Origin of the sequence: Streptomyces sp. NPDC032198 (genome assembly GCF_040636975.1) — a bacterium.
Lineage (GTDB): Bacteria > Actinomycetota > Actinomycetes > Streptomycetales > Streptomycetaceae > Streptomyces.
The window spans coordinates 209,895-231,865 of the sequence record NZ_JBEZVL010000010.1; the positions used below are offsets into that span (position 1 = coordinate 209,895).

The following is a 21,971-nucleotide window of genomic DNA, read 5'->3' on the forward strand; positions in this document are numbered from 1 at the left end:
GCATGGAAGCACCGCACAACCCGGCCCCCGTGAACACCCTCGGCATCACGGTCACCTCCCCTGAACAGATGGGCGACCTGGGTCGCCGCCTGGCCAAGCTGCTGCGCCCCGGCGACCTGGTGATGCTCACCGGCGAGCTCGGCGCCGGCAAGACGACCCTCACCCGCGGCCTGGGCGAAGGCCTCGGCGTGCGCGGCGCCGTCACGTCGCCGACCTTCGTCATCGCCCGCGTCCATCCGTCACTCTCCGACGGCCCGCCCCTGGTGCACGTGGACGCGTACCGCCTGGGCGGCGGGCTCGACGAGATGGAGGACCTCGACCTCGACGTCTCGCTGCCCGAATCGGTGATCGTCGTGGAGTGGGGCGACGGCAAGGTCGAGGAGCTCTCGGACGACCGGCTGCGCGTCGTCATCGACCGGACCGTCGGCGACACCACGGACGAGGTACGCGAAGTGACGCTGACCGGGGTCGGAACACGGTGGGCCGAGGCCGACCTCACGCTGCTTTCGGCCTGACTCCGCCCTGACCCTCGTCTTTTCGCCCAACATTCCGACAAGGCGTCGGCAAGATGTTGCGCGGCGCGCTCCGCGCGTGGTCACATGGATACCGGTACTGGTTAGGTCTACCTAACCACGTCTGCCCCCGGAGCCCAGGAGGCATCCATGTCGGCTTCAGAACGTGACGCCACGACCCGGCCGCACGCGCTGCCGGGCCCGTCGGAGCCATCGGGGATTTCCATGCGCGATCTGCTGGCGTCCTGCGTGGCCGCGAGCGCGGTCTCCACACCGCCGCGCGATCCGGCACCCAGGGGCGGCGCGGCTACGGAACGACGACGACCTTCTTGCTGATCGTCGCGAACTCCCACATCGCGTTGCCGTCCTTGCGCGACTCGCGGATGCCGCCGGTCTTCTTCGACGGGTCGGGCTTCGGCGTCGAGCCGTCCGTCGCCGCGCTGAAGCCGATCGCGATCCCGTCCACGCTCGCGAAACGCACGACGTGCTCGATCGCCACACCGTCCGTTCCGGTGACGGTGCCCGAGCGCGAGGTGACGGCGTACGTGCCGGGGACCGGGTCCACCGTGCTCGGCGTGACCTTGAAGGTGCGCTGCGTCTTGCCGGAGCCGCCGACCAGCCACACGCGGTCCTCGCTCACCGAGTAGACGACCCGCTCGCCCGCGCCGGACTGTGCCGGGACGGTCTTCGGGTCGGCCTTCTCCTTGGGGGAGCGGGTGGTCGGCGCGGAAGGGGACGCGTCCGGTTTCTTGCCCACGGTGTCCGGCGCGCTGGCCGATGCCTGGTAAGCGAGGAAGCCGACCGCGGCGAGCGCGGCGGCGGTGAGGCCGGCCACGAATCCCGAGCTGCTCCTGGACACCTGCGCCACCCTCTTCGTACTCCGTACGGCTACGGGGTGACGTTAGCAGCAGGTGTGCGGCATCCTCGGTCGGCCGTGCTCCGGGCGTCGGAGCCGTAGGCTATTCGCGTGCTCTTGCTCGCTCTGGATACCGCCACCCCCGCCGTCACCGTCGCGCTGCACGACGGCTCGTCCGTCGTCGCAGCCTCCAGCCAGGTGGACGCCCGCCGCCACGGAGAGCTGCTGCTGCCCGCCGTCGACCGGGTGCTCGCCGACGCCGGGCTCAGACTCGACGCCGTGACCGGCATCGTCGTCGGCGTGGGCCCCGGCCCGTACACGGGTCTGCGTGTCGGCCTGATGACCGCCGACACCTTCGGCCTCGTGCTCGGCGTGCCGGTGCACGGGGTGTGCACGCTCGACGGCCTCGCCTACGCATCGGGCATCGACAGCGGTCCCTTCGTCGTCGCCACGGACGCGCGGCGCAAGGAGGTCTACTGGGCGCGGTACGCGGACCCGCGCACCCGCCTCACCGAGGCCGCCGTGGACCGCCCCGCCGACATCGCGGACGAGGTGGCGGGTCTGCCCGCCGTCGGCGCCGGCGCGGTGCTCTACCCCGAGACCTTCCCGGACGCCCGCGCCCCCGAGCACGTCTCGGCGGCCTCGCTCGCCTCGCTGGCCGCGGAGAAGCTCGCCGCCGGCGAGGAGCTGTTGGCCCCCAGGCCGCTGTACCTGCGCCGTCCTGACGCGCAGGTCCCCAAGAACTACAAGGTGGTCACCCCCAAGTGACATCCGTGACGACAGTCGTCCTGCGCGAGATGCGCTGGTGGGACATCGAGCCGGTCTTCGTCCTGGAGAAGGAACTCTTCCCGGACGACGCCTGGTCGCGCGGCATGTTCTGGTCCGAGCTCGCCCACGCGCGCGGGCCGATGGCCACCCGCCGCTATGTGGTCGCGACGGATGGGGACCGGCTCGTCGGGTACGCGGGGCTCGCCTCCGCCGGTGACCAGGCCGACGTACAGACCATCGCGGTGGCCCCGAGCCACTGGGGCACGGGGCTCGGCTCGCGCCTCCTGGCCGATCTCCTCGGCGCGGCGACCGCCTTCGAGTGCTCCGAGGTCATGCTCGAGGTGCGGGTCGACAACACCCGGGCGCAGAAGCTGTACGAGCGCTTCGGCTTCGAGCCCATCGGCTTCAGGCGCGGCTACTACCAGCCGGGCAACGTGGACGCCCTCGTCATGCGTCTGACCGATCCATCATCTTCCGTACAAGGAACCGACACCCATGGCTGACTCGCGCGACCAACCTCTCGTTCTCGGCATCGAGACCTCCTGCGACGAGACCGGCGTCGGCATCGTCCGCGGCACCACCCTGCTCGCCGATGCCATCGCCTCCAGCGTCGACGAGCACGCGCGCTTCGGTGGTGTCGTGCCCGAGGTCGCCTCGCGCGCGCACCTGGAGGCGATGGTGCCGACCATCGACCGCGCCCTGAAGGAAGCGGGGGTCGCCGCGTCCGACCTCGACGGCATCGCGGTGACCGCGGGGCCGGGTCTCGCGGGCGCGCTGCTCGTGGGCGTCTCGGCGGCCAAGGCGTATGCGTACGCGCTCGGCAAGCCGCTGTACGGCGTGAACCACCTGGCGTCGCACATCTGCGTGGACCAGCTGGAGCACGGCACGCTGCCCGAGCCGACGATGGCGCTGCTCGTCTCCGGCGGCCACTCCTCGCTGCTGCTCTCCACCGACATCACCTCGGACGTACGCCCCCTGGGCGCGACCATCGACGACGCGGCGGGCGAGGCGTTCGACAAGATCGCGCGGGTGCTCGACCTGGGCTTCCCCGGCGGGCCCGTCATCGACCGGTACGCGAAGGAAGGCGACCCGAAGGCGATCGCGTTCCCGCGCGGCCTCACCGGGCCGCGCGACGCCGCGTACGACTTCTCCTTCTCCGGCCTGAAGACGTCCGTCGCGCGCTGGATCGAGGCCAAGCGGGCCGCGGGCGAGGACGTTCCCGTGCGTGACGTGGCGGCGTCCTTCCAGGAGGCGGTCGTCGACGTGCTGACCCGCAAGGCCGTACGGGCCTGCAAGGACGAGGGCGTCGACCACCTGATGATCGGCGGCGGGGTGGCCGCCAACACGCGGCTGCGTGCGCTGGCCCAGGAGCGGTGCGAGGCGGCCGGGATCCGGCTGCGGGTGCCGCGGCCGAAGCTGTGCACGGACAACGGCGCGATGGTGGCCGCACTCGGCGCGGAGATGGTGGCACGCAATCGCTCGGCCTCCGACTGGGACCTCTCGGCGGACTCCTCGCTCCCGGTGACGGAGCCGCACGTCCCCGGCCACGCCCACGACCATGTGCACGAGGTCAGCAAGGAGAACCTGTACTCGTGACCGTCGCGCTGATGTGGGAGGCCCGTGCCGCCGACGGACGGGGCGATGAACTGCTCGCGTGGGCACGGGCACAGGTCCTGGACGGTGCCCCGGTCCGCCGGGAGAGCTTCCGCGCCCCGCAGGACCGGGTCCTCGTACTGACCTGGTGGGACGCCGCTTACGACGACGACCTCCCCGAAATCCCGGAGCCCGCACCGGAGTTGGTGACGCGGGCGGTGCACAGGTGGCGGTTCGAGTCGGTGGGCCTGGACTGAGCCCGGACGGACGTCCCGGTGGTGCTCGCCGCGCTGCTCCTCTCGCGGCACGCAGTACTCGCCGACCGGCGCACCGGGCCCGCCCCGCACCTCGACGTTCAAAAAGAATCTTCGAAGAATCTGGGCGGCGATGTCGATCCGGGCGTCTCCCGTTCGACGCAGAGGTGAGAGGCGGGAAGAAGCCCCGCCCGTCATGTGGCCCGCAGGGCACGTGACCGCCGAAAGGACATGACCATGCCGCGCTTTCTGACGATGATCCGCGTCGACGAGAAGAACTCCCCCGAGGGCGGTCCCAGCCCCGAGATGGGCGAGCGCATGGGCGCGCTCCTGGAGGAGATCAGCAAGGCCGGGGTCATGCTCGACACCGCGGGCCTCACGCCGAGCTCCGACACCACCCAGGTCCACTGGAAGGGCGGCCGACTCTCCGTCACGGACGGGCCGTTCACCGAGGCCAAGGAGGTCGTCGGCGGCTACTCCATCACGCAGTGCAAGGACCGGGCCGAGGCGGTCGAGTGGGCGAGCCGCTTCCTGAAGACCCACGACGAGCAGTGGACGGTGACGGCGGAGGTCCGGGAGATCGTCGAGGGCTGAGGCCCTTGAGAAGAGCTGAGGTTCCTTGAGGGCTGAGGTCCTGCCCTCGGGTGGTCGAGAACCTTTGCGGAGTCGCCGTGGGGGTGCTCTGATGGGTGGCCGTGACGGCCCACCCCTCAGAGCCCCCGCGCGGGGCCTCCCCGGACACCCCTGACCGCGCCATCGAGACCGTCTTCCGGATAGAGTCCCCGCGCCTGATCGCGGGGGTCGCGCGGGTCGTGCGCGACGTGGGTATCGCGGAGGAGCTGGCGCAGGACGCGATGGTCGCCGCGCTGGAGCAGTGGCCGCGGACCGGCGTCCCCGACAACCCGGGCGCGTGGCTGATGACCACCGCCAAGCGTCGCGCCATCGACCTCGTACGCCGCAGGGAGCGCTACGCGCGCAAGCTGGCGGAGATGGGCCGCGACCTGGAGGCGGCACCGCCCCACGTCGACGAGCCCACCGACCCCGACGACATCGACGACGACCTCCTGCGCCTCGTCTTCACCGCCTGCCATCCGGTGCTCTCCGCCGAGGCCCGCATCGCGCTCACGCTGCGGCTGCTCGGCGGCCTCACGACGCCGGAGATCGCCCGCGCGATGCTGGTCCCCGAGGCGACGGTGGCCCAGCGCGTCGTGCGCGCGAAACGCACCCTCGCCGCCAAGGGCGTGCCCTTCGAAGTCCCGTACGGGGCCGAGCGCGAGGCCCGGCTCGGCTCGGTGCTCGAAGTCATCTACCTCATCTTCAACGAGGGGTACGCGGCCACGGCGGGCGACGACTGGCTGCGCCCCGCCCTGTGCGAGGACGCCCTGCGGCTGGCCCGGGTCCTTGCCGGGCTGATGCCTCGGGAGCCCGAAGTGCACGGCCTGGCAGCGCTGTTGGAGCTCCAGGCGTCCCGCTCGGCGGCGCGGACGGGGCCGAAGGGCGAGCCGGTACTCCTCGCGGACCAGGACCGCCGCCACTGGAACCGGCCGCTGATCCGGCGGGGCTTCGCGGCGCTCGCACGCGCGCACTCGGCGGCTCCGGGCGCGGCTGGGCCGTACGCGCTCCAGGCCGCGATCGCCGCCTGCCACGCGAACGCCTCGTCGTACGAGGACACGGACTGGCCCCGGATCGTCGCCCTGTACGACCTGCTTGTCGCCCGCACCCCGTCACCGGTGATCGAGCTGAACCGTGCGGTGGCGGTGTCGATGGCCTCGGGCCCGGCGGAGGCCCTGCACCTGGTGGACGCCCTCGCGGCCGAACCCGCCCTGAAGGACTACCACTTGCTGCCGAGTGTGCGGGGCGACCTGCTGCTGCGCCTCGGCCGGGCGGCGGAGGCGCGGGCGGAGTTCGAGCGGGCGGCGGGGCTGACGCGGAACGAGCGGGAGCGGGAGTTGCTGCTGGGGCGGGCGGACGGAATCAGCCCGTCCGGCGTTTGAGGACGAACTCGGCGGAGCCGGTGATCGACGGTGCCCGGGGCCTCGGCGCGGCCGGTTCTCAGCGCCCCGCCGCCACCGGCTGCCCGATCAGCATCGCCGGCGCGCCCGCCACCCGCGTCAGGAACACCGTCGCCGCGTTCTTGCCCTGCGGCTTCACCTTGCGGCGCAGTTCCTCCGGCTCCACCGCCGATCCCCGCTTCTTCACCGTGAGGATGCCGACCTCCCGCTCCCGCAGCAGCGCCTTCAACTTCTTCACTCCGAAGGGGAGTTGATCGGTGATCTCGTACGCCACCGCGTACGGCGTCTCGTGCGGTGCGTCGGAGGTGACGTACGCGATGGTCTCGTCGATCAGGCCGCCCTCCACCCGCGCGGCCACCTCCGCCACCAGATGCGCACGGATGACGGCGCCGTCCGGCTCGTACAGATAGCGCCCCACCGGCCGCACCTCCGGATCCGGCAGCATCGCGTCGAGCGAGGACCACAGGGAGGCGCCCGAGGGCAGCAGCGTCGCGCGGTGCGAGGACGGGACGTCCGTGCCGAACCACAGCACGGCCTCCTTCACGTCGCCCCCGTCCGAGATCCACTCCGCCGCGGCATCGGCGGGAACCGCCTCGTGCGGAATGCCGGGAGCGATCTTCAGCGCCGCGTGCGGGGCCTTGCGGGCGGCCTCGACGGCCCAGGAGAGGGGCGGGGAGTAGGCCTCCGGGTCGAAGATGCGGCCCCGCCCGCCACGCCGCGCCGGGTCCACGAAGACGGCGTCGTACGCGGACGTGTCGACCTCGGTGACATCGGCCTCGCGCACCTCGATGAGGTCACCGAGTCCGAGGGCGTGCGCGTTCGCGCGGGCCACCGCGCAGGTCAGGGGGTCGCGGTCGACGGCGAGGACGGCGATCCCGGCCCGGGCGAGCGCGATGGCGTCGCCGCCGATGCCGCAGCAGAGGTCGGCGACACCGCGTACGCCGAGCGCCCGGAAGCTCTCGGCGCGGTGCACGGCCACACTCGTACGGGTCGCCTGTTCGACGCCGTTCGGCGTGAAGAACATCCGCCCCGCGTCATCGGCGCCGAACTTCGCCACCGCCCGCCGCCGCAGCCGCGCCTGCGCGAGCACCGCCGTGACCAGTTCCGCCGGGTGCTCGCGGCGCAGCCGGGTGGCGACGGCCAGCTCCCGGGCCGGATCGGCCTCCCGCACCTCGTCGAGGTCGAGCAGGGACCGGCCTTCGGGGGTGAGCAGCGCGGAGAAGGAGGTCAGGGCGGTCGAGGCAGTCGGATCACGGTCGAGGTCGTTCACCCGGTCCATTGTGGGCCAGTCGGTGGATGGTGCGCGCCCGGCGGCGGTGTCGGCCCCGCCGCGGGCCCGTGAGCTGCAAAGATCCGGCGCCATGCAACTAGTACGACAAAACGACAAATTCGGTCCAAGGCGGAAGGGTCGGGTGAGGGGGCGGATGCGGGCCGGGGTGGCCGCGCTCGTCGTCGCCGCGATCGCCTCCGGCTGCGCGTCGGGCTCCGACGGCGGAGCGAACCCCGCCCCCGGCCAGCAGCGCCTGGACGCGCCGCCCGCCCGCGCCCTCGACTCCTACGCCCAGAAGCTCCGCGTCGCCCAGGTGGCCCGCGCCGCCGCCGCGAAGCGCTGGGGCCTGGCGAAGCCCCCGCTGGCCGCGCCGCCCGCGCCGGCCAAGAAGCCGGTGATCACCACCCGCAAGGGCTTCGAGGTCAAGGGGCAGGCGGCGCTGCCGCCGGTCTTCACGACCGTCCCGACCAAGAAGAAGGTCGTCTTCCTGACCATCGACGACGGCGCCGAGAAGGACCCGGCGCTGCTCAAGATGATGAGCGAACTGCAGATCCCGTACACCGCGTTCCTCAGTGACTACCTGGTCAAGGAGGACTACGGCTACTTCAAGAAGATGCAGGCCCGGGGCGTCTCGCTGAACAACCACACCCTCAACCACCGCTACCTGCCGGGGCTTTCGTACGCGGGCCAGCGCCGCGAGATCTGCGGGATGCAAAACGTCATCCAGAAGCGCTACGGCAAGCGGCCCGAGCTCTTCCGCCCGCCCTACGGAAACTACAACGAGGACACGCTGCGGGCCGCCAAGTCCTGCGGGGTCAAGGCCGTGCCGCTGTGGGCGTCCGAGGCCTTCGCGGACCACATGGAGTGGCGCGAGTGGGACCGGGACCTGCATCCCGGCGACATCATCCTCACGCACTTCCGGGGGCGCGAGGACTGGAAGGGGACGATGCCCGACATGGTCCGCAAGGTCATGAAGACGGTCACCGACAAGGGGTACGCGGTGGCCAGGCTGGAGGACTACCTGTGACCGGGCGGGCGCGGGCGCGGCGGTCCCTTGTCGGCATGCTCGCGGCAGGCGTGCTCGCGCCCGCACTGCTCACGGGGTGCGCACAGTCGGTGGACCCGATCGAGAGGCTGGGGAGGAAGGCGGCCGAGAAGGTCCCGACGCGCAAGCCGGCACCGTCCCCCAGCTGCGTCCAGCTCGCCGGGCCACGGAAAACGGATCGGTACGAGGCGGCGGAGACGGAACCCGTCAGCGAGGGGAAGCGTTGCCCCGTAGGGCGCGAGGGCTCTTCCACGTCCCCGTCCGAGGGGCGCGAGGGCTCCGTCGCGTCCCCACCCGAGGGCTCCTCCGCGTCCCCCTCCGGATAAGACCCGCGTCAGCGAATTAGCAGTCCGCTTGACCGAGTGCTAATCGTCGTCCTAGTGTCAACCCTGGCACTCACCACTGGAGAGTGCCAACAGCGACGGGCAGGTCCGGCACCCGCGACGACGGATCCACCTGGTCGCCACCCCAGACTGTTAACCCCGTAGATCTCCGAAGGGGGAGACCGGATCGTGACGACCGCCAGCTCCAAGGTTGCCATCAAGCCGCTCGAGGACCGCATTGTGGTCCAGCCGCTCGACGCCGAGCAGACCACGGCCTCTGGCCTGGTCATTCCGGACACCGCGAAGGAGAAGCCCCAGGAGGGTGCTGTCCTCGCCGTGGGCCCGGGCCGCTTCGAGAACGGTGAGCGCCTGCCGCTCGACGTGAAGGTCGGCGATGTCGTGCTGTACAGCAAGTACGGCGGCACCGAGGTGAAGTACAACGGCGACGAGTACCTCGTCCTCTCGGCTCGCGACGTGCTCGCGATCGTCGAGAAGTAATTCACCTGCTTCACCAGTATTGCTTTTGAGTTGCGCCCCTGGTCACCCCGCTGCTGATTGCCGGGCGGCGAGGGGCGCAGTTCGTTTGAACCCGATTTTTCGAGAGGGCTGAACCGCTCCCATGGCGAAGATCCTGAAGTTCGACGAGGACGCCCGTCGCGCCCTCGAGCGCGGCGTCAACAAGCTTGCCGACACGGTCAAGGTGACGATCGGCCCCCGCGGCCGCAACGTCGTCATCGACAAGAAGTTCGGCGCTCCCACCATCACCAACGACGGCGTCACCATCGCCCGCGAGGTCGAGGTCGAGGACCCGTACGAGAACCTCGGCGCGCAGCTCGTCAAGGAGGTGGCGACCAAGACCAACGACATCGCGGGTGACGGCACCACCACCGCGACGGTCCTCGCCCAGGCCCTGGTCAAGGAAGGCCTGCGCAACGTAGCCGCCGGCGCCTCCCCGGCCGCCCTGAAGAAGGGCATCGACGCCGCCGTCAAGGCCGTGTCCGAGGAGCTCCTCTCCACCGCGCGCCCGATCGACGACAAGGCCGACATCGCGGCCGTCGCCGGTCTGTCGGCCCAGGACCCGCAGGTCGGCGAGCTCATCGCCGAGGCGATGGACAAGGTCGGCAAGGACGGTGTCATCACCGTCGAGGAGTCCAACACCTTCGGTCTGGAGCTCGACTTCACCGAGGGCATGGCCTTCGACAAGGGCTACCTGTCCCCGTACATGGTGTCCGACCAGGAGCGTATGGAGGCCGTCCTCGACGACCCGTACATCCTGATCCACCAGGGCAAGATCTCCTCGATCCAGGACCTGCTCCCGCTGCTCGAGAAGGTCATCCAGACCAACGCCTCGAAGCCGCTCCTGATCATCGCCGAGGACGTCGAGGGCGAGGCCCTGTCGACCCTGGTCGTGAACAAGATCCGCGGCACCTTCAACGCCGTCGCGGTGAAGGCCCCCGGCTTCGGCGACCGCCGCAAGGCCATGCTCGGTGACCTCGCCACCCTCACCGGCGGCACCGTCATCGCCGAAGAGGTCGGCCTCAAGCTCGACCAGGTCGGCCTGGACGTGCTCGGCACCGCCCGCCGCGTGACCATCACCAAGGACGACACCACCGTCGTCGACGGCGGCGGCGACGCCTCCGAGGTGCAGGGCCGCGTCAACCAGATCAAGGCCGAGATCGAGGCCACGGACTCCGACTGGGACCGCGAGAAGCTCCAGGAGCGCCTCGCGAAGCTGGCCGGCGGCGTGTGCGTCATCAAGGTCGGCGCCGCCACCGAGGTGGAGCTCAAGGAGAAGAAGCACCGTCTGGAGGACGCCATCTCCGCGACCCGCGCCGCGGTCGAGGAGGGCATCGTCTCCGGTGGTGGCTCCGCTCTGGTGCACGCCGTCAAGGTCCTCGAGGGCAACCTCGGCAAGGAGGGTGACGAGGCCACCGGTGTCGCCGTCGTCCGCCGCGCCGCCGTCGAGCCGCTGCGCTGGATCGCCGAGAACGCCGGCCTCGAGGGTTACGTCATCACCTCGAAGGTCGCCGAGCTCGACAAGGGCTTCGGCTTCAACGCCGCGACCGGCGAGTACGGCGACCTGGTGAAGGCCGGCGTCATCGACCCGGTCAAGGTCACCCGCTCCGCCCTGGAGAACGCCGCGTCCATCGCGTCGCTGCTCCTCACGACCGAGACCCTGGTCGTCGAGAAGCCGGCCGAGGACGAGGCCGACGCCGGTGGCCACGGCCACGGTCACTCGCACTGACCCGCTGCCGCTGAGCTGAACCGAGGCCCGGCGCCCCCATCCGGGGGCGCCGGGCCTCGGCGCGTCGAGGGGCATCTCTCTACTGCGGGCCGTACTTCCTGCCCGTACGTGACGTCACCCCGCCCAGCAGCGCCCTCGGCGTCACCTTCACCACTCCCATCAGCGCCTTGTAGCGCGGGTCCGGGATGGACAGGGACTTGCCGCGCGCCAGGTCGTCCAGCGCTGCCGCGACCAGCTTGTCCGCGTCGAGCCACATCCACTTGGGAATGTTCGACGTCCCCATCCCGGCGCGCTCGTGGAACTCGGTCCGTACGAATCCGGGGCACAGGGCCATCAGCCGCACCCCCGATCCGGCCAGATCCTTCGCCGCGCCCTGCGTGAACTGCACGACCCACGCCTTCGACGCGCCGTACGTCCCGCGCGGCACGAACGCCGCCACCGACGCGACGTTGACGACGCCACCGCGTCCCCGCTCCCGCATCGACGCCGTCGCCGCCGACGTCAGCCGGAGCACCGCCTCGCAGTGCACCTTGAGCATCGTCAGCTCGTCCTCGATCGGCACCTCCAGGTACTGGCCCTTGTTGCCGAAACCGGCGTTGTTCACCAGCAGGTCCACCGCGTTCCTGCGGTCCGAGAGCCGCTTCTCGACGGCGGCGATCCCGTCGTCGGTCGCGAGATCCGCGGTCAGCACCTCCGCCTCGATGCCGTGCCGGTCGTGCAGTTCGGTCGCCTGCTCCCGCAGCCGCTCGGTGTTCCGTGCCACCAGGATCAGGTTGTGGCCGTCACCGGCGAGCCGCCTGGCGAAGGCCGCGCCGATACCGGCGGTCGATCCCGTAATCAGAGCCGTAGTCATGGCCCAAGGCTAGTGAGATCCAGTGACCGCTGTGTTCCCCGGATGGCCTCCCGGCCTGCTGTCCTTTCGCCATGACTCTCCGGCCCACGTCGCCGACCGCGCTGCGCCGACCGCCCGTCCCGCCACCAAGTCGCCTCTCCCGAACGCCCGTTACGACACCCGCGAGCCGTACTTCTCCGCGTACTTCCGCGCCGCGTCGATCGACTCGGGGTGCAGCGCGTCACCGGCGGCGAGCAGGCTCGGCAGCAGGTGCCGCTCCGTTGTCACGGCCCGGAACTGGAGGGCGACGGTGACGTCGTGCGCCGGCCGGTGCACGATCTCCATCGCGTCCCCGCCACGGATCTCGCCCGGTTCGATCACCCGCAGATAGGCGCCGGGGACGCCCTGCTGCGTGAAGCGCTTGACCCACTTCGTCTCGCCGAGGTGGCCCTGGAACGTCTGACAGGGAATGCGGCCCGACGTCACCTCCAGGAGCAGATCGGGGCCGACGCGCCAGCGCTCGCCGATCTTCGCGCCGCTCACGTCGAGCCCGGACGTCGTGAGGTTCTCGCCGAAGGAGCCATGGGGCAGTGGACGGCCGAGCAGCCGTTCCCATGCGTCGAGGTCCTCGCGCGCGTAGGCGTACACCGCCTGGTCGTCGCCCCCGTGGTGCCGCAGGTCGCAGACCTCGTCGCCGGCCACCCCGCTGCCGGCGACACCCTTCGCGCCGGGAGCGTCCACCCGTACGGCCCCCTCGGCGGGCTGCTTGTCGATGCCGGTACCGCCGGACGGGGCGTCGGTGTACTCCACGGCCTTGTACCGGCCCAGATTCACGGAAAGAAGCTTCATGGCGGAAGGCTAGGCGAGCTCACCCAAAGCGGCGACGCATTATTGGGCGTACGACCCAAGCGTCACTTATGCTTGCGCCATGATCGAGGCCCGTCATCTCCGTGTCCTGCGTGCGGTCGCCGCCACCGGCTCCTTCTCCGCCGCGGCGCGCGAGCTCGGCTGCACCCAGCCCGCCGTCAGCCAGCAGATGAAGGCGCTCGAAGCCTCCGCGGGCACGACACTGCTGATCCGCACCGGCCGCGAGATGCGCCTCACGCAGGCGGGCGAAGCCCTGGTCCGGCACGCTGCCGGGATCCTGGCGGGACTGACGGCCGCCGAGGAGGAGGTCGCCGCGATCGCGGGCCTGCGGGCGGGCCGCGTCCGCCTCGTCTCCTTCCCCAGCGGCAGCTCGACGCTGGTGCCGAGCGCGCTGGCCGCCCTGCGTGCGGCGCACCCCGGCACCCGGGTCTCGCTCGTGGAGGCCGAACCGCCGCGCTCGGTCGAGATGCTGCGCGAGGGGGACTGCGACGTGGCGCTCGCCTTCCGCTACGACGGCGCGTCCGCCGCCGAGGAGTGGGACGACCTGGTCGTGCGGCCCCTTCTCGCCGACCGGCTCGTCGGTCTCGTGCCCGAGGGGCACCGGCTCGCCAAGGCGCAGTCGGTCGCCATCGGGGAGTTGGCCGACGAGCCGTGGATCGCGGGCTGTCCGCGCTGTCGCAGGCAGCTGGTCGAGGTCTGCGAAGGGGCGGGTTTCGTGCCCCGCATCGATTTCGCGACCGACGACTATCCGGCGGTGATCGGTCTGGTCGGCGCGGGCCTGGGGGTCGCGGTGCTGCCCGAGCTCGCCATCGAGTCCGTACGCCCCAAAGGTGCACGCACAGTGACGGTGGAGCCTGCCGTCCAGCGCGAGATCGTCGCGCTCACCCTGCCGGATCTGGCGCAGGTGCCCGCGGTGGCAGCCACGCTGGACCACCTCGCGCGCGCCGCGGAGCGCTGAGCGCTTCCGAAGAAACGTTCCTTCAGGTGTGCGTGACGATGCCGCCGCTTGAAGCCCTGGCCGCGGCCGATGTCGACGCCGAGGGAGCCGTGGTCGTGACGAGACGGTTCCGGGCGCGGCCCATGAGTTCCTCGCGTTCGTCCTCGGTGAGCCCGCCCCACACGCCGTACGGCTCCCGTACCGCGAGGGCGTGAGCGGCGCACTCCGCGCGTACCGGACACCTCATGCAGACCTCCTTGGCGGAGTTCTCGCGCGCGCTGCGTGCCGCGCCCCGCTCGCCCTCGGGGTGGAAGAAGAGCGAGCTGTCGACCCCGCGGCAGGCCGCGAGGAGCTGCCAGTCCCAGAGATCAGCGTTCGGTCCGGGAAGGCGGGAGAAATCTGCCATTGCTTGTCTCCTGGTAGCCGTTCTGCGCGGATACGGTGCCCACGACCGTACATCTACTGTCTAAGGAGATGAAAATATGACTCATTGGAAAATCTAGCCACAGACACCAGCAAAAGGGAAGGAAAAGGGCTAAATGGGGCATGGGTTGTGATGAAAGGTTGAGGGTCTCTTGCGCTGTCTGCTCTGTGTCCGCGCCCTCACGTAGAGTGCCGAACGTGGCTGACCGCCCCGTAACTCTTTCGGGTGACCGTCGTTGAGAGTGCGAGGCGGTTGAAAGAACAAGCGCTCGGGCAGATGTCCGAGAGCGTCAACCGCACAGGTGACGAATATGTACCAGCCTGGAGGCTCAAGGTGACGCGCAGCAGCTGTGAGAGCCGCGGAGGACAGTCATGACATCCGTCCTCGTCTGCGACGACTCCCCGCTTGCCCGAGAGGCGCTCCGCCGCGCGGTTGCGACCGTGCCCGGCGTCGAGCGTGTGACGACGGCGGCCAACGGCGAGGAAGTTCTCCGCCGCTGGGGCGCCGACCGCTCGGACCTGATTCTGATGGACGTACGCATGCCCGGTCTGGGCGGCGTGGAGACGGTCCGGCGGCTGCTGTCCGCCGACCCCGGTGCGCGCATCATCATGCTCACCGTGGCCGAGGACCTGGACGGTGTCGCGCTCGCGGTCGCCGCCGGTGCCCGTGGCTATCTCCACAAGGACGCCTCGCGTGCCGAACTGCGCGCGACCGTCACGCAGGCGCTCGCCGACCCGACGTGGCGACTGGCTCCGCGCAGACTGCGCTCGGCCGAGATGGGCGCGGCGCCCACCCTCACCGCGCGGGAGATCCAGGTGCTCGAGGGCATGAGTCACGGCCGGTCGAACGCCGAGATCGGACGTGAGCTTTTTCTCTCCGAGGACACGGTCAAGACCCACGCCCGGCGACTCTTCAAGAAGCTCGGCGCCTCGGACCGCGCGCACGCCGTGGCGCTCGGTTTCCGCTGGGGCCTGGTCCGATAGGTGTGCCGCCGTGCGGGCACGGTGATCCCCGCCCGCCGCGTGGTGGGCGGGGTGACGGACGCCCGTCGCTCCCTCTCGCGGGAGCGGTTGCCGTTGCTTCGCCGCCGATGCCGCATCCTTGAGGTGTGGAGTTCCTCGGGGACAGGTCGGTCGAGCGGGAGGGGAGGGCGCACGAGATGAGTTCCGGCGCACCTGCTCATAACGCTTCGGTGCACAACTACGGACGTGGTGCCACGGATCAATCGGCGCCAAGGCACCATGGACCGATGCGCGATGACAAGACGACGGTGATCGGTGCCCTCGTCCTTCGCGCGGTCGAGGGTGACGAGCAGGCGACGCACGATCTGCTGGCTCATGTGCACCCTCTGGCGCTGCGGTACTGCCGCACCAGACTCTCCCGACTGCCCGGTGACGCGCGGCACTTCGTGGAGGACCTGGCACAGGAAGTGTGTGTCGCGGTCCTTCTCGCGCTGCCGCGCTACAAGGACACGGGACGTCCCTTCGAGGCGTTCGTCTTCGCGATCGCCGCGCACAAGGTCGCCGACCTGCAGCGCGCGGCGATGCGCCATCCCGGATCCACGGCGGTGCCGTCGGACGAGATGCCCGAGCGGCCCGACGACTCCCTCGGCCCCGAGGAGCGCGCGCTGCTCAGCAGTGACGCCGAATGGGCCAAGAAGCTCATGGCCAACCTCCCGGAGAACCAGCGCGAGCTGCTGCTCCTGCGGATCGCGGTCGGGCTCACGGCCGAGGAGACCGGGCAGATGCTGGGCATGTCCCCGGGTGCCGTGCGGGTCGCGCAGCATCGCGCGCTGAGTCGTCTGCGGGCATTGGCCGAGCAGTAACGATCACCGGGCGCTCACTGATCGACTTCGGCGTACGTTCATGACGTATGAACGTACAAACCTGGTCGATGATCTTGATCGTGGAATGAGACACCCTCTGTTCCCGTTAGCATGGACATCCGCACCGATCAAGGCCATTTGGGGAAGGTGTCATGACTGCAAACGTCGACGGAGTGCCCGAGAAATTCGCGACGCTCGGGCTGACCTACGACGACGTGCTGTTGCTGCCCGGTGCGTCGGAGGTCCTCCCGAACGCGGTCGACACCTCGTCCCGCATCTCCCGCAACGTCCACGTGAACATCCCGCTGCTCTCGGCGGCGATGGACAAGGTCACCGAGGCCCGCATGGCCATCGCCATGGCGCGGCAGGGTGGCGTCGGCGTACTGCACCGCAACCTGTCGATCGAGGACCAGGTCAACCAGGTCGACCTCGTGAAGCGCTCCGAGTCCGGCATGGTGACCGACCCGATCACCGTGAACCCGGACGCGACGCTGGCGGAGGCCGACGCGCTGTGCGCCAAGTTCCGCATCAGCGGCGTCCCGGTGACCGACCCGGCGGGCAAGCTGCTCGGCATCGTCACCAACCGCGACATGGCCTTCGAGAACGACCGCAGCCGCCAGGTGCGTGAGGTCATGACCCCCATGCCGCTCGTGACCGGCAAGGTCGGGATCAGCGGTGTGGACGCCATGGAGCTCCTCCGCCGCCACAAGATCGAGAAGCTGCCGCTCGTCGACGACGCGGGGATCCTCAAGGGCCTCATCACGGTCAAGGACTTCAAGAAGGCCGAGCAGTACCCGAACGCGGCCAAGGACGCCGAGGGCCGTCTCCTCGTCGGTGCCGCCGTCGGTGCCAGCCCCGAGGCGCTCGAACGCTCGCAGGCGCTGGCCGCGGCCGGGGTCGACTTCCTGATCGTCGACACCTCGCACGGTCACAACAGCAACGCCCTGAGCTGGATGTCGAAGATCAAGTCCGGCGTGGGCGTCGACGTCATCGGCGGCAACGTCGCGACGCGCGACGGCGCGCAGGCGCTCATCGACGCCGGTGTCGACGGCGTCAAGGTCGGTGTCGGGCCGGGTTCCATCTGCACCACGCGCGTGGTCGCCGGAATCGGCGTCCCGCAGGTCACCGCCATCTACGAGGCGGCCGTCGCGGCACGCGCGGCCGGAGTCCCGGTCATTGGCGACGGCGGCCTCCAGTACTCCGGTGACATCGGCAAGGCGCTGGCCGCCGGCGCCGACACCGTGATGCTCGGCTCGCTGCTCGCGGGCTGCGAGGAGTCGCCGGGTGAGCTGATGTTCATCAACGGCAAGCAGTTCAAGTCCTACCGCGGCATGGGTTCGCTCGGTGCGATGCAGGGCCGTGGCCAGGGACGTTCCTACTCGAAGGACCGCTACTTCCAGGCGGAGGTCTCCTCGGACGACAAGCTCGTGCCCGAGGGCATCGAAGGCCAGGTGCCCTACCGCGGCCCGCTGGCCAACGTGCTGCACCAGCTCGTCGGCGGCCTGCGCCAGACGATGGGCTACGTGGGCGCCGCCTCCGTCGACGAGATGGAGTCCAAGGGCCGTTTCGTGCGCATCACGTCCGCGGGCCTCAAGGAGAGCCACCCGCACGACATCCAGATGACGGTCGAGGCGCCGAACTACACGAACAAGCGCTGACGGCGTTCCACGCGCGCGTGGGGGCGGGTCCGGGTTCCCGGGGCCGCCCCCTTTGCGCGCGTCGGGGATACTGGAGCGGCAGACCGAGTGCCGAAGAAGTGCGAAGTACCGAAGAAAGCTGAAGGGCCACCCACGTGACTGAGATCGAGATCGGGCGCGGCAAGCGCGGCCGCCGCGCGTACGCCTTCGACGACATCGCCGTCGTGCCGAGCCGTCGTACCCGCGACCCGAAGGAGGTCTCGATCGCCTGGCAGATCGACGCCTACCGCTTCGAGCTGCCCTTCCTGGCCGCGCCGATGGACTCGGTCGTCTCGCCGCAGACCGCGATCCGCATCGGTGAGCTGGGTGGACTCGGCGTACTGAACCTCGAGGGCCTGTGGACGCGGTACGAGGACCCGCAGCCGCTGCTCGACGAGATCGCGGAGCTGGACACCGACAACGCGACCCGCCGCCTCCAGGAGATCTACGCCGCGCCGATCAAGGCCGACCTGATCGGGCAGCGCATCAAGGAGGTGCGCGACTCGGGCGTGGTCACCGCCGCCGCGCTCTCCCCGCAGCGCACCGCCGAGTTCTCCAAGGCGGTCGTGGACGCCGGCGTCGACATCTTCGTCATCCGCGGCACCACCGTCTCCGCCGAGCACGTCTCCGGCGCCGCCGAGCCGCTCAACCTCAAGCAGTTCATCTACGAGCTCGACGTGCCGGTGATCGTCGGCGGCTGCGCCACGTACACCGCGGCGCTGCACCTCATGCGTACGGGCGCCGCCGGTGTCCTCGTCGGCTTCGGCGGTGGCGCCGCGCACACCACGCGCAACGTCCTGGGCATCCAGGTGCCGATGGCCACCGCCGTCGCGGACGTCGCTGCCGCGCGTCGTGACTACATGGACGAGTCCGGCGGCCGGTACGTGCACGTCATCGCGGACGGCGGCGTGGGCTGGTCCGGCGACCTGCCCAAGGCCATCGCCTGCGGCGCCGACTCGGTGATGATCGGCTCCCCGCTGGCGCGCGCCACGGACGCGCCCGGCAAGGGCCACCACTGGGGCATGGAGGCCGTGCACGAGGACGTGCCGCGCGGCAAGCGCGTCGACCTCGGTGTGGTCGGCACGACCGAGGAGATCCTCAGCGGTCCCTCGCACATTCCGGACGGTTCGATGAACTTCTTCGGGGCGCTGCGCCGCGCGATGGCGACGACGGGCTACAGCGAGCTCAAGGAGTTCCAGCGCGTCGAGGTGACGGTCGCGGACGCGCAGCACAAGCGCTGACGTCTTCAGCACCACGGAGGGCCCCGGTACTCGTACCGGGGCCCTTTCCGTGTGTTCAGGCGTCAGGTGCGGCGTCAGAGGCGGTGGGCCGCGCCCGCCGGGGTCGCGCCGCGGGTGTCGAGGAGCAGCTGGGCCTTCACAGCCAGACCTTGCAGGTCGTACGTGCGGTGGTGCTGGAGCAGGATCGTGAGGTCGGCGTCGGCCGCGGCCTCGTAGAGGGAGTCCGCGCGGGGCACGGGGTGGCCGAGCACGCTCCAGTTGGGGACGTAGGGGTCGTGGTAGCTGACGGCGGCGCCCATCTCCATCAGACGCGTCGCGACCTCCTGGGCGGGGGCGCCCTGCTGGTCGGCGAGGTCGGGCTTGTAGGTGACGCCGAGGAGCAGGACGCGGGCGCCGCGGGCGGACTTGCCGTGCTCGTTGAGCAGGGTCGCCGAGCGCTGGATCACGTACCGGGGCATGCGGTCGTTGACCTGCTGGGCCAGTTCGACCATGCGCAGGGGGCGGGCGCCGCGCGCGGGACCCGGGATGTCCAGGGGGACTCCGTGGCCGCCGACGCCGGGTCCCGGCCGGAAGGCCTGGAAGCCGAAGGGCTTGGTCTCCGCGCAGCGGATGACGTCCCACAGGTCGATGCTCAGGTCGTGGCAGAGCACGGCCATCTCATTGACCAGGGCCATGTTCACGTGCCGGTAGTTGGTCTCCAGGAGGTGCACGGTCTCGGCCTCGCGTGGGCCACGCGCGCGTACGACCTTGTCGGTGAGGCGGCCGTAGAAGGCCGCCGCCGATTCGGTGCAGGCCGGGGTGAGGCCGCCGATGACCTTGGGGGTGCCTGCGTAGCCGTGGGTGCGGTTGCCCGGGTCGAGGCGGCCGGGCGAGTGCGCGAGGTGGAAGTCGCGGCCCGCGCGCAGGCCCGAGCCCTCTTCGAGGATGGGGCGCAGGAATTCCTCCGTGGTTCCGGGGTAAGCGGGTGACTCGAGGATCACCGTGGTGTGCGGGCGCAGCCGCGCGGCCAGGGCGCGGGCGGCTTCGGCCACCTGGCTCAGGTCGAGGCTGCGGTCGGCCCCCGGAGGGGTGGGAGCGCAGATGACCGCGGTGCGGACCCGGCCGAGCTCCACCGGATCGGTGGTCGGCCGGAAACCCCCCGAGAGCATCCGGCGGACTTCTGCGGCGGTGAGGGTTCCCTCGGCGCCGTCGCAGGGCAGGCGTCCGCTTGCCAGGTCGACGGCGCGGACGGGGTCGTAGCCGATGGTGGCGATGCCGCCGGTGACGGCGGCCTGGGCGAGGGGCAGGCCGAGGTGGCCGAGACCGATGACGGCGAGATCTGCGGGCATGGCGGTGGGCCGTCCTCCCAATAGCCGGAGCGGGACGAGCGCGCAAGCCCTGTGGACAAGGTGGACCAGCGCAATGTCAGACTAGGAGTAAATATGACCGTTATGCGGCATTGTGCTGTGTCAGGCGTCGGAGTGTTGGCCGCGGGTTGTCCACAGGCGGCGGATGAATTCAGCGGACCTGACCAGAATCTGGGCATGATGTGAGCGCGACCACACCCGACAGCTAACGGGAGGCAGCGGTGAGGACAGCGACCTTGGGACCGGCGGAGCGTGCCGAGTCACTTGCGGGAATGGCCGAGCGGGAGCTGGATGTCCTGGTCGTGGGTGCGGGAGTGGTCGGTGCGGGCACCGCACTGGACGCCGTGACCCGCGGCCTGTCCACCGGCCTGGTAGAGGCGCGGGACTGGGCGTCGGGCACGTCGAGCCGGTCGAGCAAGCTGATCCATGGTGGCCTGCGCTATCTGGAGATGCTCGACTTCGCGCTCGTGCGGGAGGCGCTGAAGGAGCGCGGCCTGCTCCTGGAGCGGATCGCACCGCATCTCGTGAAGCCGGTGCCGTTCCTGTATCCCTTGCAGCACAAGGGCTGGGAGCGGATCTACGCCGGATCGGGCGTCGCGTTGTACGACGCCATGTCCATGTCGCGAGGACACGGCCGCGGCCTGCCCATGCATCGCCATCTGACCCGGCGTCACGCCCTGCGTGTCGCCCCGTGTCTGAAGAAGGACGCACTGGTCGGGGCGATGCAGTACTACGACGCGCAGATGGATGACGCGCGCTATGTGGCGACCCTGGTGCGCACGGCGGCGGCGTACGGCGCGAAGGTCGCCAACCGGGCACGGGTGACGGGCTTCCTGCGCGAGGGCGAACGGGTCGTCGGCGCCCGGGTGCAGGACGTGGAGGGAGGCGGGGAGTACGAGGTCCGGGCCAAACAGGTGGTCAACGCGACCGGTGTGTGGACGGACGACACACAGGCGATGGTCGGGGAGCGTGGACAGTTCCACGTCAGGGCGTCCAAGGGCATCCATCTGGTCGTACCCAAGGACCGCATCAACTCGACGAGCGGGCTGATCCTGCGGACGGAGAAGAGCGTCCTCTTCGTCATTCCGTGGGGGCGGCACTGGATCGTGGGGACGACCGACACCGACTGGGACCTGGACAAGGCGCATCCGGCGGCGTCCAGCGCCGACATCGACTATCTGCTCGAGCATGTGAACTCGGTGCTCGCGGTGCCCCTTTCCCGGGACGACGTCCAAGGGGTGTACGCAGGGCTCAGGCCGCTGCTCGCCGGTGAGTCGGACGCGACGAGCAAGCTGTCGCGCGAGCACACGGTGGCGCATCCGGCACCGGGCCTCGTGGTCATCGCGGGCGGCAAGTACACGACGTACCGCGTGATGGCGAAGGATGCCGTGGACGAGGCGGTGCACGGCCTCGACCAGCGGGTCGCCGACTGCGTCACCGAGGACATCCCGCTGGTCGGCGCCGAGGGGTACAAGGCGCTGTGGAACGCGCGCGCCAGGATCGCCGCCCGCACCGGGCTGCATGTGGTGCGCGTGGAGCACCTGTTGAACCGGTACGGCTCGCTGGCGGAAGAGGTCCTCGCCCTCGTCACGGCCGATCCCACACTGGGCGAGCCGCTGCCCGCCGCGGACGACTATCTGCGCGCCGAGATCGTCTATGCCGCGTCACATGAGGGGGCGCGGCACCTGGACGACGTGCTGACCCGGCGCACGCGCATCTCGATCGAGACGTTCGACCGGGGCACGCGCAGCGCGCGGTTGTGCGCGGAGCTGATGGCCTCGGTCCTCGGCTGGGACAAGGACCAGGTGGAGAGGGAGGTCCAGCATTACGAGAAGCGGGTGGAGGCGGAGCGGGAGTCGCAGCGGCAGCCGGACGACCTGACGGCGGACGCGGCGAGGCTGGGGGCGCCGGACATCGTGCCGCTCTAGCGCCGGAGGCGCGATGG

The 21,971-nt window shown here is 70.5% G+C and carries 23 protein-coding genes and 1 pseudogene; 18 read left to right on the forward strand and 6 right to left on the reverse strand.

What is annotated here, in order from left to right:
- Nucleotides 1–2 precede the first annotated feature (2 nt).
- Both tsaE and AB0E78_RS26845 read left to right on the forward strand, forming a co-directional pair.
- Nucleotides 3–515: a tRNA (adenosine(37)-N6)-threonylcarbamoyltransferase complex ATPase subunit type 1 TsaE gene (gene tsaE, locus AB0E78_RS26840; protein ID WP_361837267.1), complete on the forward strand. Its 513-nt coding sequence runs from the start codon at nucleotides 3–5 to the stop codon at nucleotides 513–515.
- A gap of 147 nt (nucleotides 516–662) precedes the next feature.
- The gene (locus AB0E78_RS26845; RefSeq protein ID WP_361837270.1) at nucleotides 663–848 is read left to right on the forward strand and encodes a hypothetical protein; all 186 of its coding nucleotides are present in this window, start codon (nucleotides 663–665) and stop codon (nucleotides 846–848) included.
- On the opposite strand, the gene AB0E78_RS26850 is transcribed toward AB0E78_RS26845, so the two are convergent.
- A complete protein-coding gene (locus AB0E78_RS26850; protein ID WP_361837272.1) occupies nucleotides 820–1,371 on the reverse strand; it encodes a hypothetical protein in 552 nt (183 codons plus the stop codon). The genes AB0E78_RS26845 and AB0E78_RS26850 overlap by 29 nt on opposite strands.
- A gap of 108 nt (nucleotides 1,372–1,479) precedes the next feature.
- Here AB0E78_RS26850 and tsaB point away from each other — a divergent pair, with 108 nt between their 5' ends.
- From tsaB to AB0E78_RS26880, 6 genes are all read left to right on the forward strand, one after another.
- Entirely contained in the window at nucleotides 1,480–2,136 is a 657-nt protein-coding gene (gene tsaB, locus AB0E78_RS26855; protein ID WP_361837275.1) for a tRNA (adenosine(37)-N6)-threonylcarbamoyltransferase complex dimerization subunit type 1 TsaB, read from the forward strand.
- Nucleotides 2,137–2,165: 29 nt separating this feature from the next.
- Nucleotides 2,166–2,639: a ribosomal protein S18-alanine N-acetyltransferase gene (rimI, locus tag AB0E78_RS26860; protein ID WP_361837754.1), complete on the forward strand. Its 474-nt coding sequence runs from the start codon at nucleotides 2,166–2,168 to the stop codon at nucleotides 2,637–2,639.
- Nucleotides 2,632–3,732, forward strand: a complete 1,101-nt coding sequence (gene tsaD, locus AB0E78_RS26865; RefSeq protein WP_361837278.1) for a tRNA (adenosine(37)-N6)-threonylcarbamoyltransferase complex transferase subunit TsaD — start codon at nucleotides 2,632–2,634, stop codon at nucleotides 3,730–3,732. The genes rimI and tsaD overlap by 8 nt, the downstream gene beginning before the upstream one ends.
- Entirely contained in the window at nucleotides 3,729–3,986 is a 258-nt protein-coding gene (locus AB0E78_RS26870) for a hypothetical protein (RefSeq protein ID WP_361837281.1), read from the forward strand. Before tsaD ends, AB0E78_RS26870 begins: the two co-directional genes overlap by 4 nt.
- 234 nt (nucleotides 3,987–4,220) lie before the next feature.
- Nucleotides 4,221–4,577, forward strand: a complete 357-nt coding sequence (locus tag AB0E78_RS26875; RefSeq protein ID WP_361837284.1) for a YciI family protein — start codon at nucleotides 4,221–4,223, stop codon at nucleotides 4,575–4,577.
- A gap of 101 nt (nucleotides 4,578–4,678) precedes the next feature.
- Complete coding sequence (locus AB0E78_RS26880) at nucleotides 4,679–5,977, forward strand: sigma-70 family RNA polymerase sigma factor (protein WP_361837756.1); 1,299 nt, start codon at nucleotides 4,679–4,681, stop codon at nucleotides 5,975–5,977.
- A 58-nt stretch (nucleotides 5,978–6,035) separates the two neighbouring features.
- Here the strand turns inward: AB0E78_RS26880 and AB0E78_RS26885 are convergent, their stop codons facing one another.
- Complete coding sequence (locus AB0E78_RS26885; protein WP_361837287.1) at nucleotides 6,036–7,274, reverse strand: methyltransferase domain-containing protein; 1,239 nt, start codon at nucleotides 7,272–7,274, stop codon at nucleotides 6,036–6,038.
- Between the two features lie 145 nt (nucleotides 7,275–7,419).
- Here AB0E78_RS26885 and AB0E78_RS26890 point away from each other — a divergent pair, with 145 nt between their 5' ends.
- The 4 genes and pseudogenes from AB0E78_RS26890 to groL all read left to right on the forward strand — a co-directional run bounded on the left by AB0E78_RS26890 (nucleotide 7,420) and on the right by groL (nucleotide 10,878).
- Nucleotides 7,420–8,292 carry a polysaccharide deacetylase family protein gene (locus tag AB0E78_RS26890; RefSeq protein ID WP_361837290.1) on the forward strand — a complete coding sequence of 291 codons (873 nt, stop codon included), beginning with the start codon at nucleotides 7,420–7,422 and terminating at the stop codon, nucleotides 8,290–8,292.
- Nucleotides 8,293–8,327: 35 nt separating this feature from the next.
- Nucleotides 8,328–8,426: pseudogene (locus AB0E78_RS26895) on the forward strand (polysaccharide deacetylase); the annotation flags it as partial.
- Between the two features lie 396 nt (nucleotides 8,427–8,822).
- Nucleotides 8,823–9,131, forward strand: coding sequence for a co-chaperone GroES (groES, locus tag AB0E78_RS26900; protein ID WP_006347174.1), 309 nt, complete (start codon nucleotides 8,823–8,825; stop codon nucleotides 9,129–9,131).
- Nucleotides 9,132–9,252: 121 nt separating this feature from the next.
- The gene (gene groL, locus AB0E78_RS26905; RefSeq protein ID WP_361837292.1) at nucleotides 9,253–10,878 is read left to right on the forward strand and encodes a chaperonin GroEL; all 1,626 of its coding nucleotides are present in this window, start codon (nucleotides 9,253–9,255) and stop codon (nucleotides 10,876–10,878) included.
- Nucleotides 10,879–10,957: 79 nt separating this feature from the next.
- Here groL and AB0E78_RS26910 read toward each other — a convergent pair whose 3' ends face one another.
- Together AB0E78_RS26910 and AB0E78_RS26915 are read right to left on the reverse strand one after the other, a co-directional pair.
- Nucleotides 10,958–11,731, reverse strand: a complete 774-nt coding sequence (locus tag AB0E78_RS26910; RefSeq protein ID WP_361837295.1) for an SDR family oxidoreductase — start codon at nucleotides 11,729–11,731, stop codon at nucleotides 10,958–10,960.
- Between the two features lie 150 nt (nucleotides 11,732–11,881).
- Nucleotides 11,882–12,559, reverse strand: coding sequence for an MOSC domain-containing protein (locus AB0E78_RS26915; RefSeq protein ID WP_361837298.1), 678 nt, complete (start codon nucleotides 12,557–12,559; stop codon nucleotides 11,882–11,884).
- Nucleotides 12,560–12,638: 79 nt separating this feature from the next.
- Between AB0E78_RS26915 and AB0E78_RS26920 the strand changes: the two genes are divergently transcribed.
- Nucleotides 12,639–13,535: a LysR family transcriptional regulator gene (locus tag AB0E78_RS26920; protein ID WP_361837301.1), complete on the forward strand. Its 897-nt coding sequence runs from the start codon at nucleotides 12,639–12,641 to the stop codon at nucleotides 13,533–13,535.
- A gap of 22 nt (nucleotides 13,536–13,557) precedes the next feature.
- On the opposite strand, the gene AB0E78_RS26925 is transcribed toward AB0E78_RS26920, so the two are convergent.
- Complete coding sequence (locus AB0E78_RS26925; RefSeq protein ID WP_361837303.1) at nucleotides 13,558–13,920, reverse strand: WhiB family transcriptional regulator; 363 nt, start codon at nucleotides 13,918–13,920, stop codon at nucleotides 13,558–13,560.
- 389 nt (nucleotides 13,921–14,309) lie between these two features.
- On the opposite strand from AB0E78_RS26925, the gene AB0E78_RS26930 reads away from it, so the two are divergent.
- The 4 genes from AB0E78_RS26930 (at nucleotide 14,310) to AB0E78_RS26945 (ending at nucleotide 18,680) form a co-directional block, all read left to right on the forward strand.
- Nucleotides 14,310–14,921: a response regulator transcription factor gene (locus AB0E78_RS26930; RefSeq protein WP_003948568.1), complete on the forward strand. Its 612-nt coding sequence runs from the start codon at nucleotides 14,310–14,312 to the stop codon at nucleotides 14,919–14,921.
- 266 nt (nucleotides 14,922–15,187) lie between these two features.
- Nucleotides 15,188–15,763, forward strand: a complete 576-nt coding sequence (locus AB0E78_RS26935) for a sigma-70 family RNA polymerase sigma factor (protein ID WP_055549856.1) — start codon at nucleotides 15,188–15,190, stop codon at nucleotides 15,761–15,763.
- A gap of 152 nt (nucleotides 15,764–15,915) precedes the next feature.
- Nucleotides 15,916–17,421: an IMP dehydrogenase gene (guaB, locus tag AB0E78_RS26940; RefSeq protein WP_361837307.1), complete on the forward strand. Its 1,506-nt coding sequence runs from the start codon at nucleotides 15,916–15,918 to the stop codon at nucleotides 17,419–17,421.
- 134 nt (nucleotides 17,422–17,555) lie between these two features.
- Nucleotides 17,556–18,680, forward strand: coding sequence for a GuaB3 family IMP dehydrogenase-related protein (locus AB0E78_RS26945; RefSeq protein ID WP_361837310.1), 1,125 nt, complete (start codon nucleotides 17,556–17,558; stop codon nucleotides 18,678–18,680).
- A 74-nt stretch (nucleotides 18,681–18,754) separates the two neighbouring features.
- Here the strand turns inward: AB0E78_RS26945 and AB0E78_RS26950 are convergent, their stop codons facing one another.
- Complete coding sequence (locus AB0E78_RS26950) at nucleotides 18,755–20,008, reverse strand: nucleotide sugar dehydrogenase (protein ID WP_361837313.1); 1,254 nt, start codon at nucleotides 20,006–20,008, stop codon at nucleotides 18,755–18,757.
- Between the two features lie 239 nt (nucleotides 20,009–20,247).
- On the opposite strand from AB0E78_RS26950, the gene AB0E78_RS26955 reads away from it, so the two are divergent.
- Nucleotides 20,248–21,954, forward strand: a complete 1,707-nt coding sequence (locus AB0E78_RS26955) for a glycerol-3-phosphate dehydrogenase/oxidase (protein WP_361837316.1) — start codon at nucleotides 20,248–20,250, stop codon at nucleotides 21,952–21,954.
- Nucleotides 21,955–21,971: the final 17 nt, after the last annotated feature.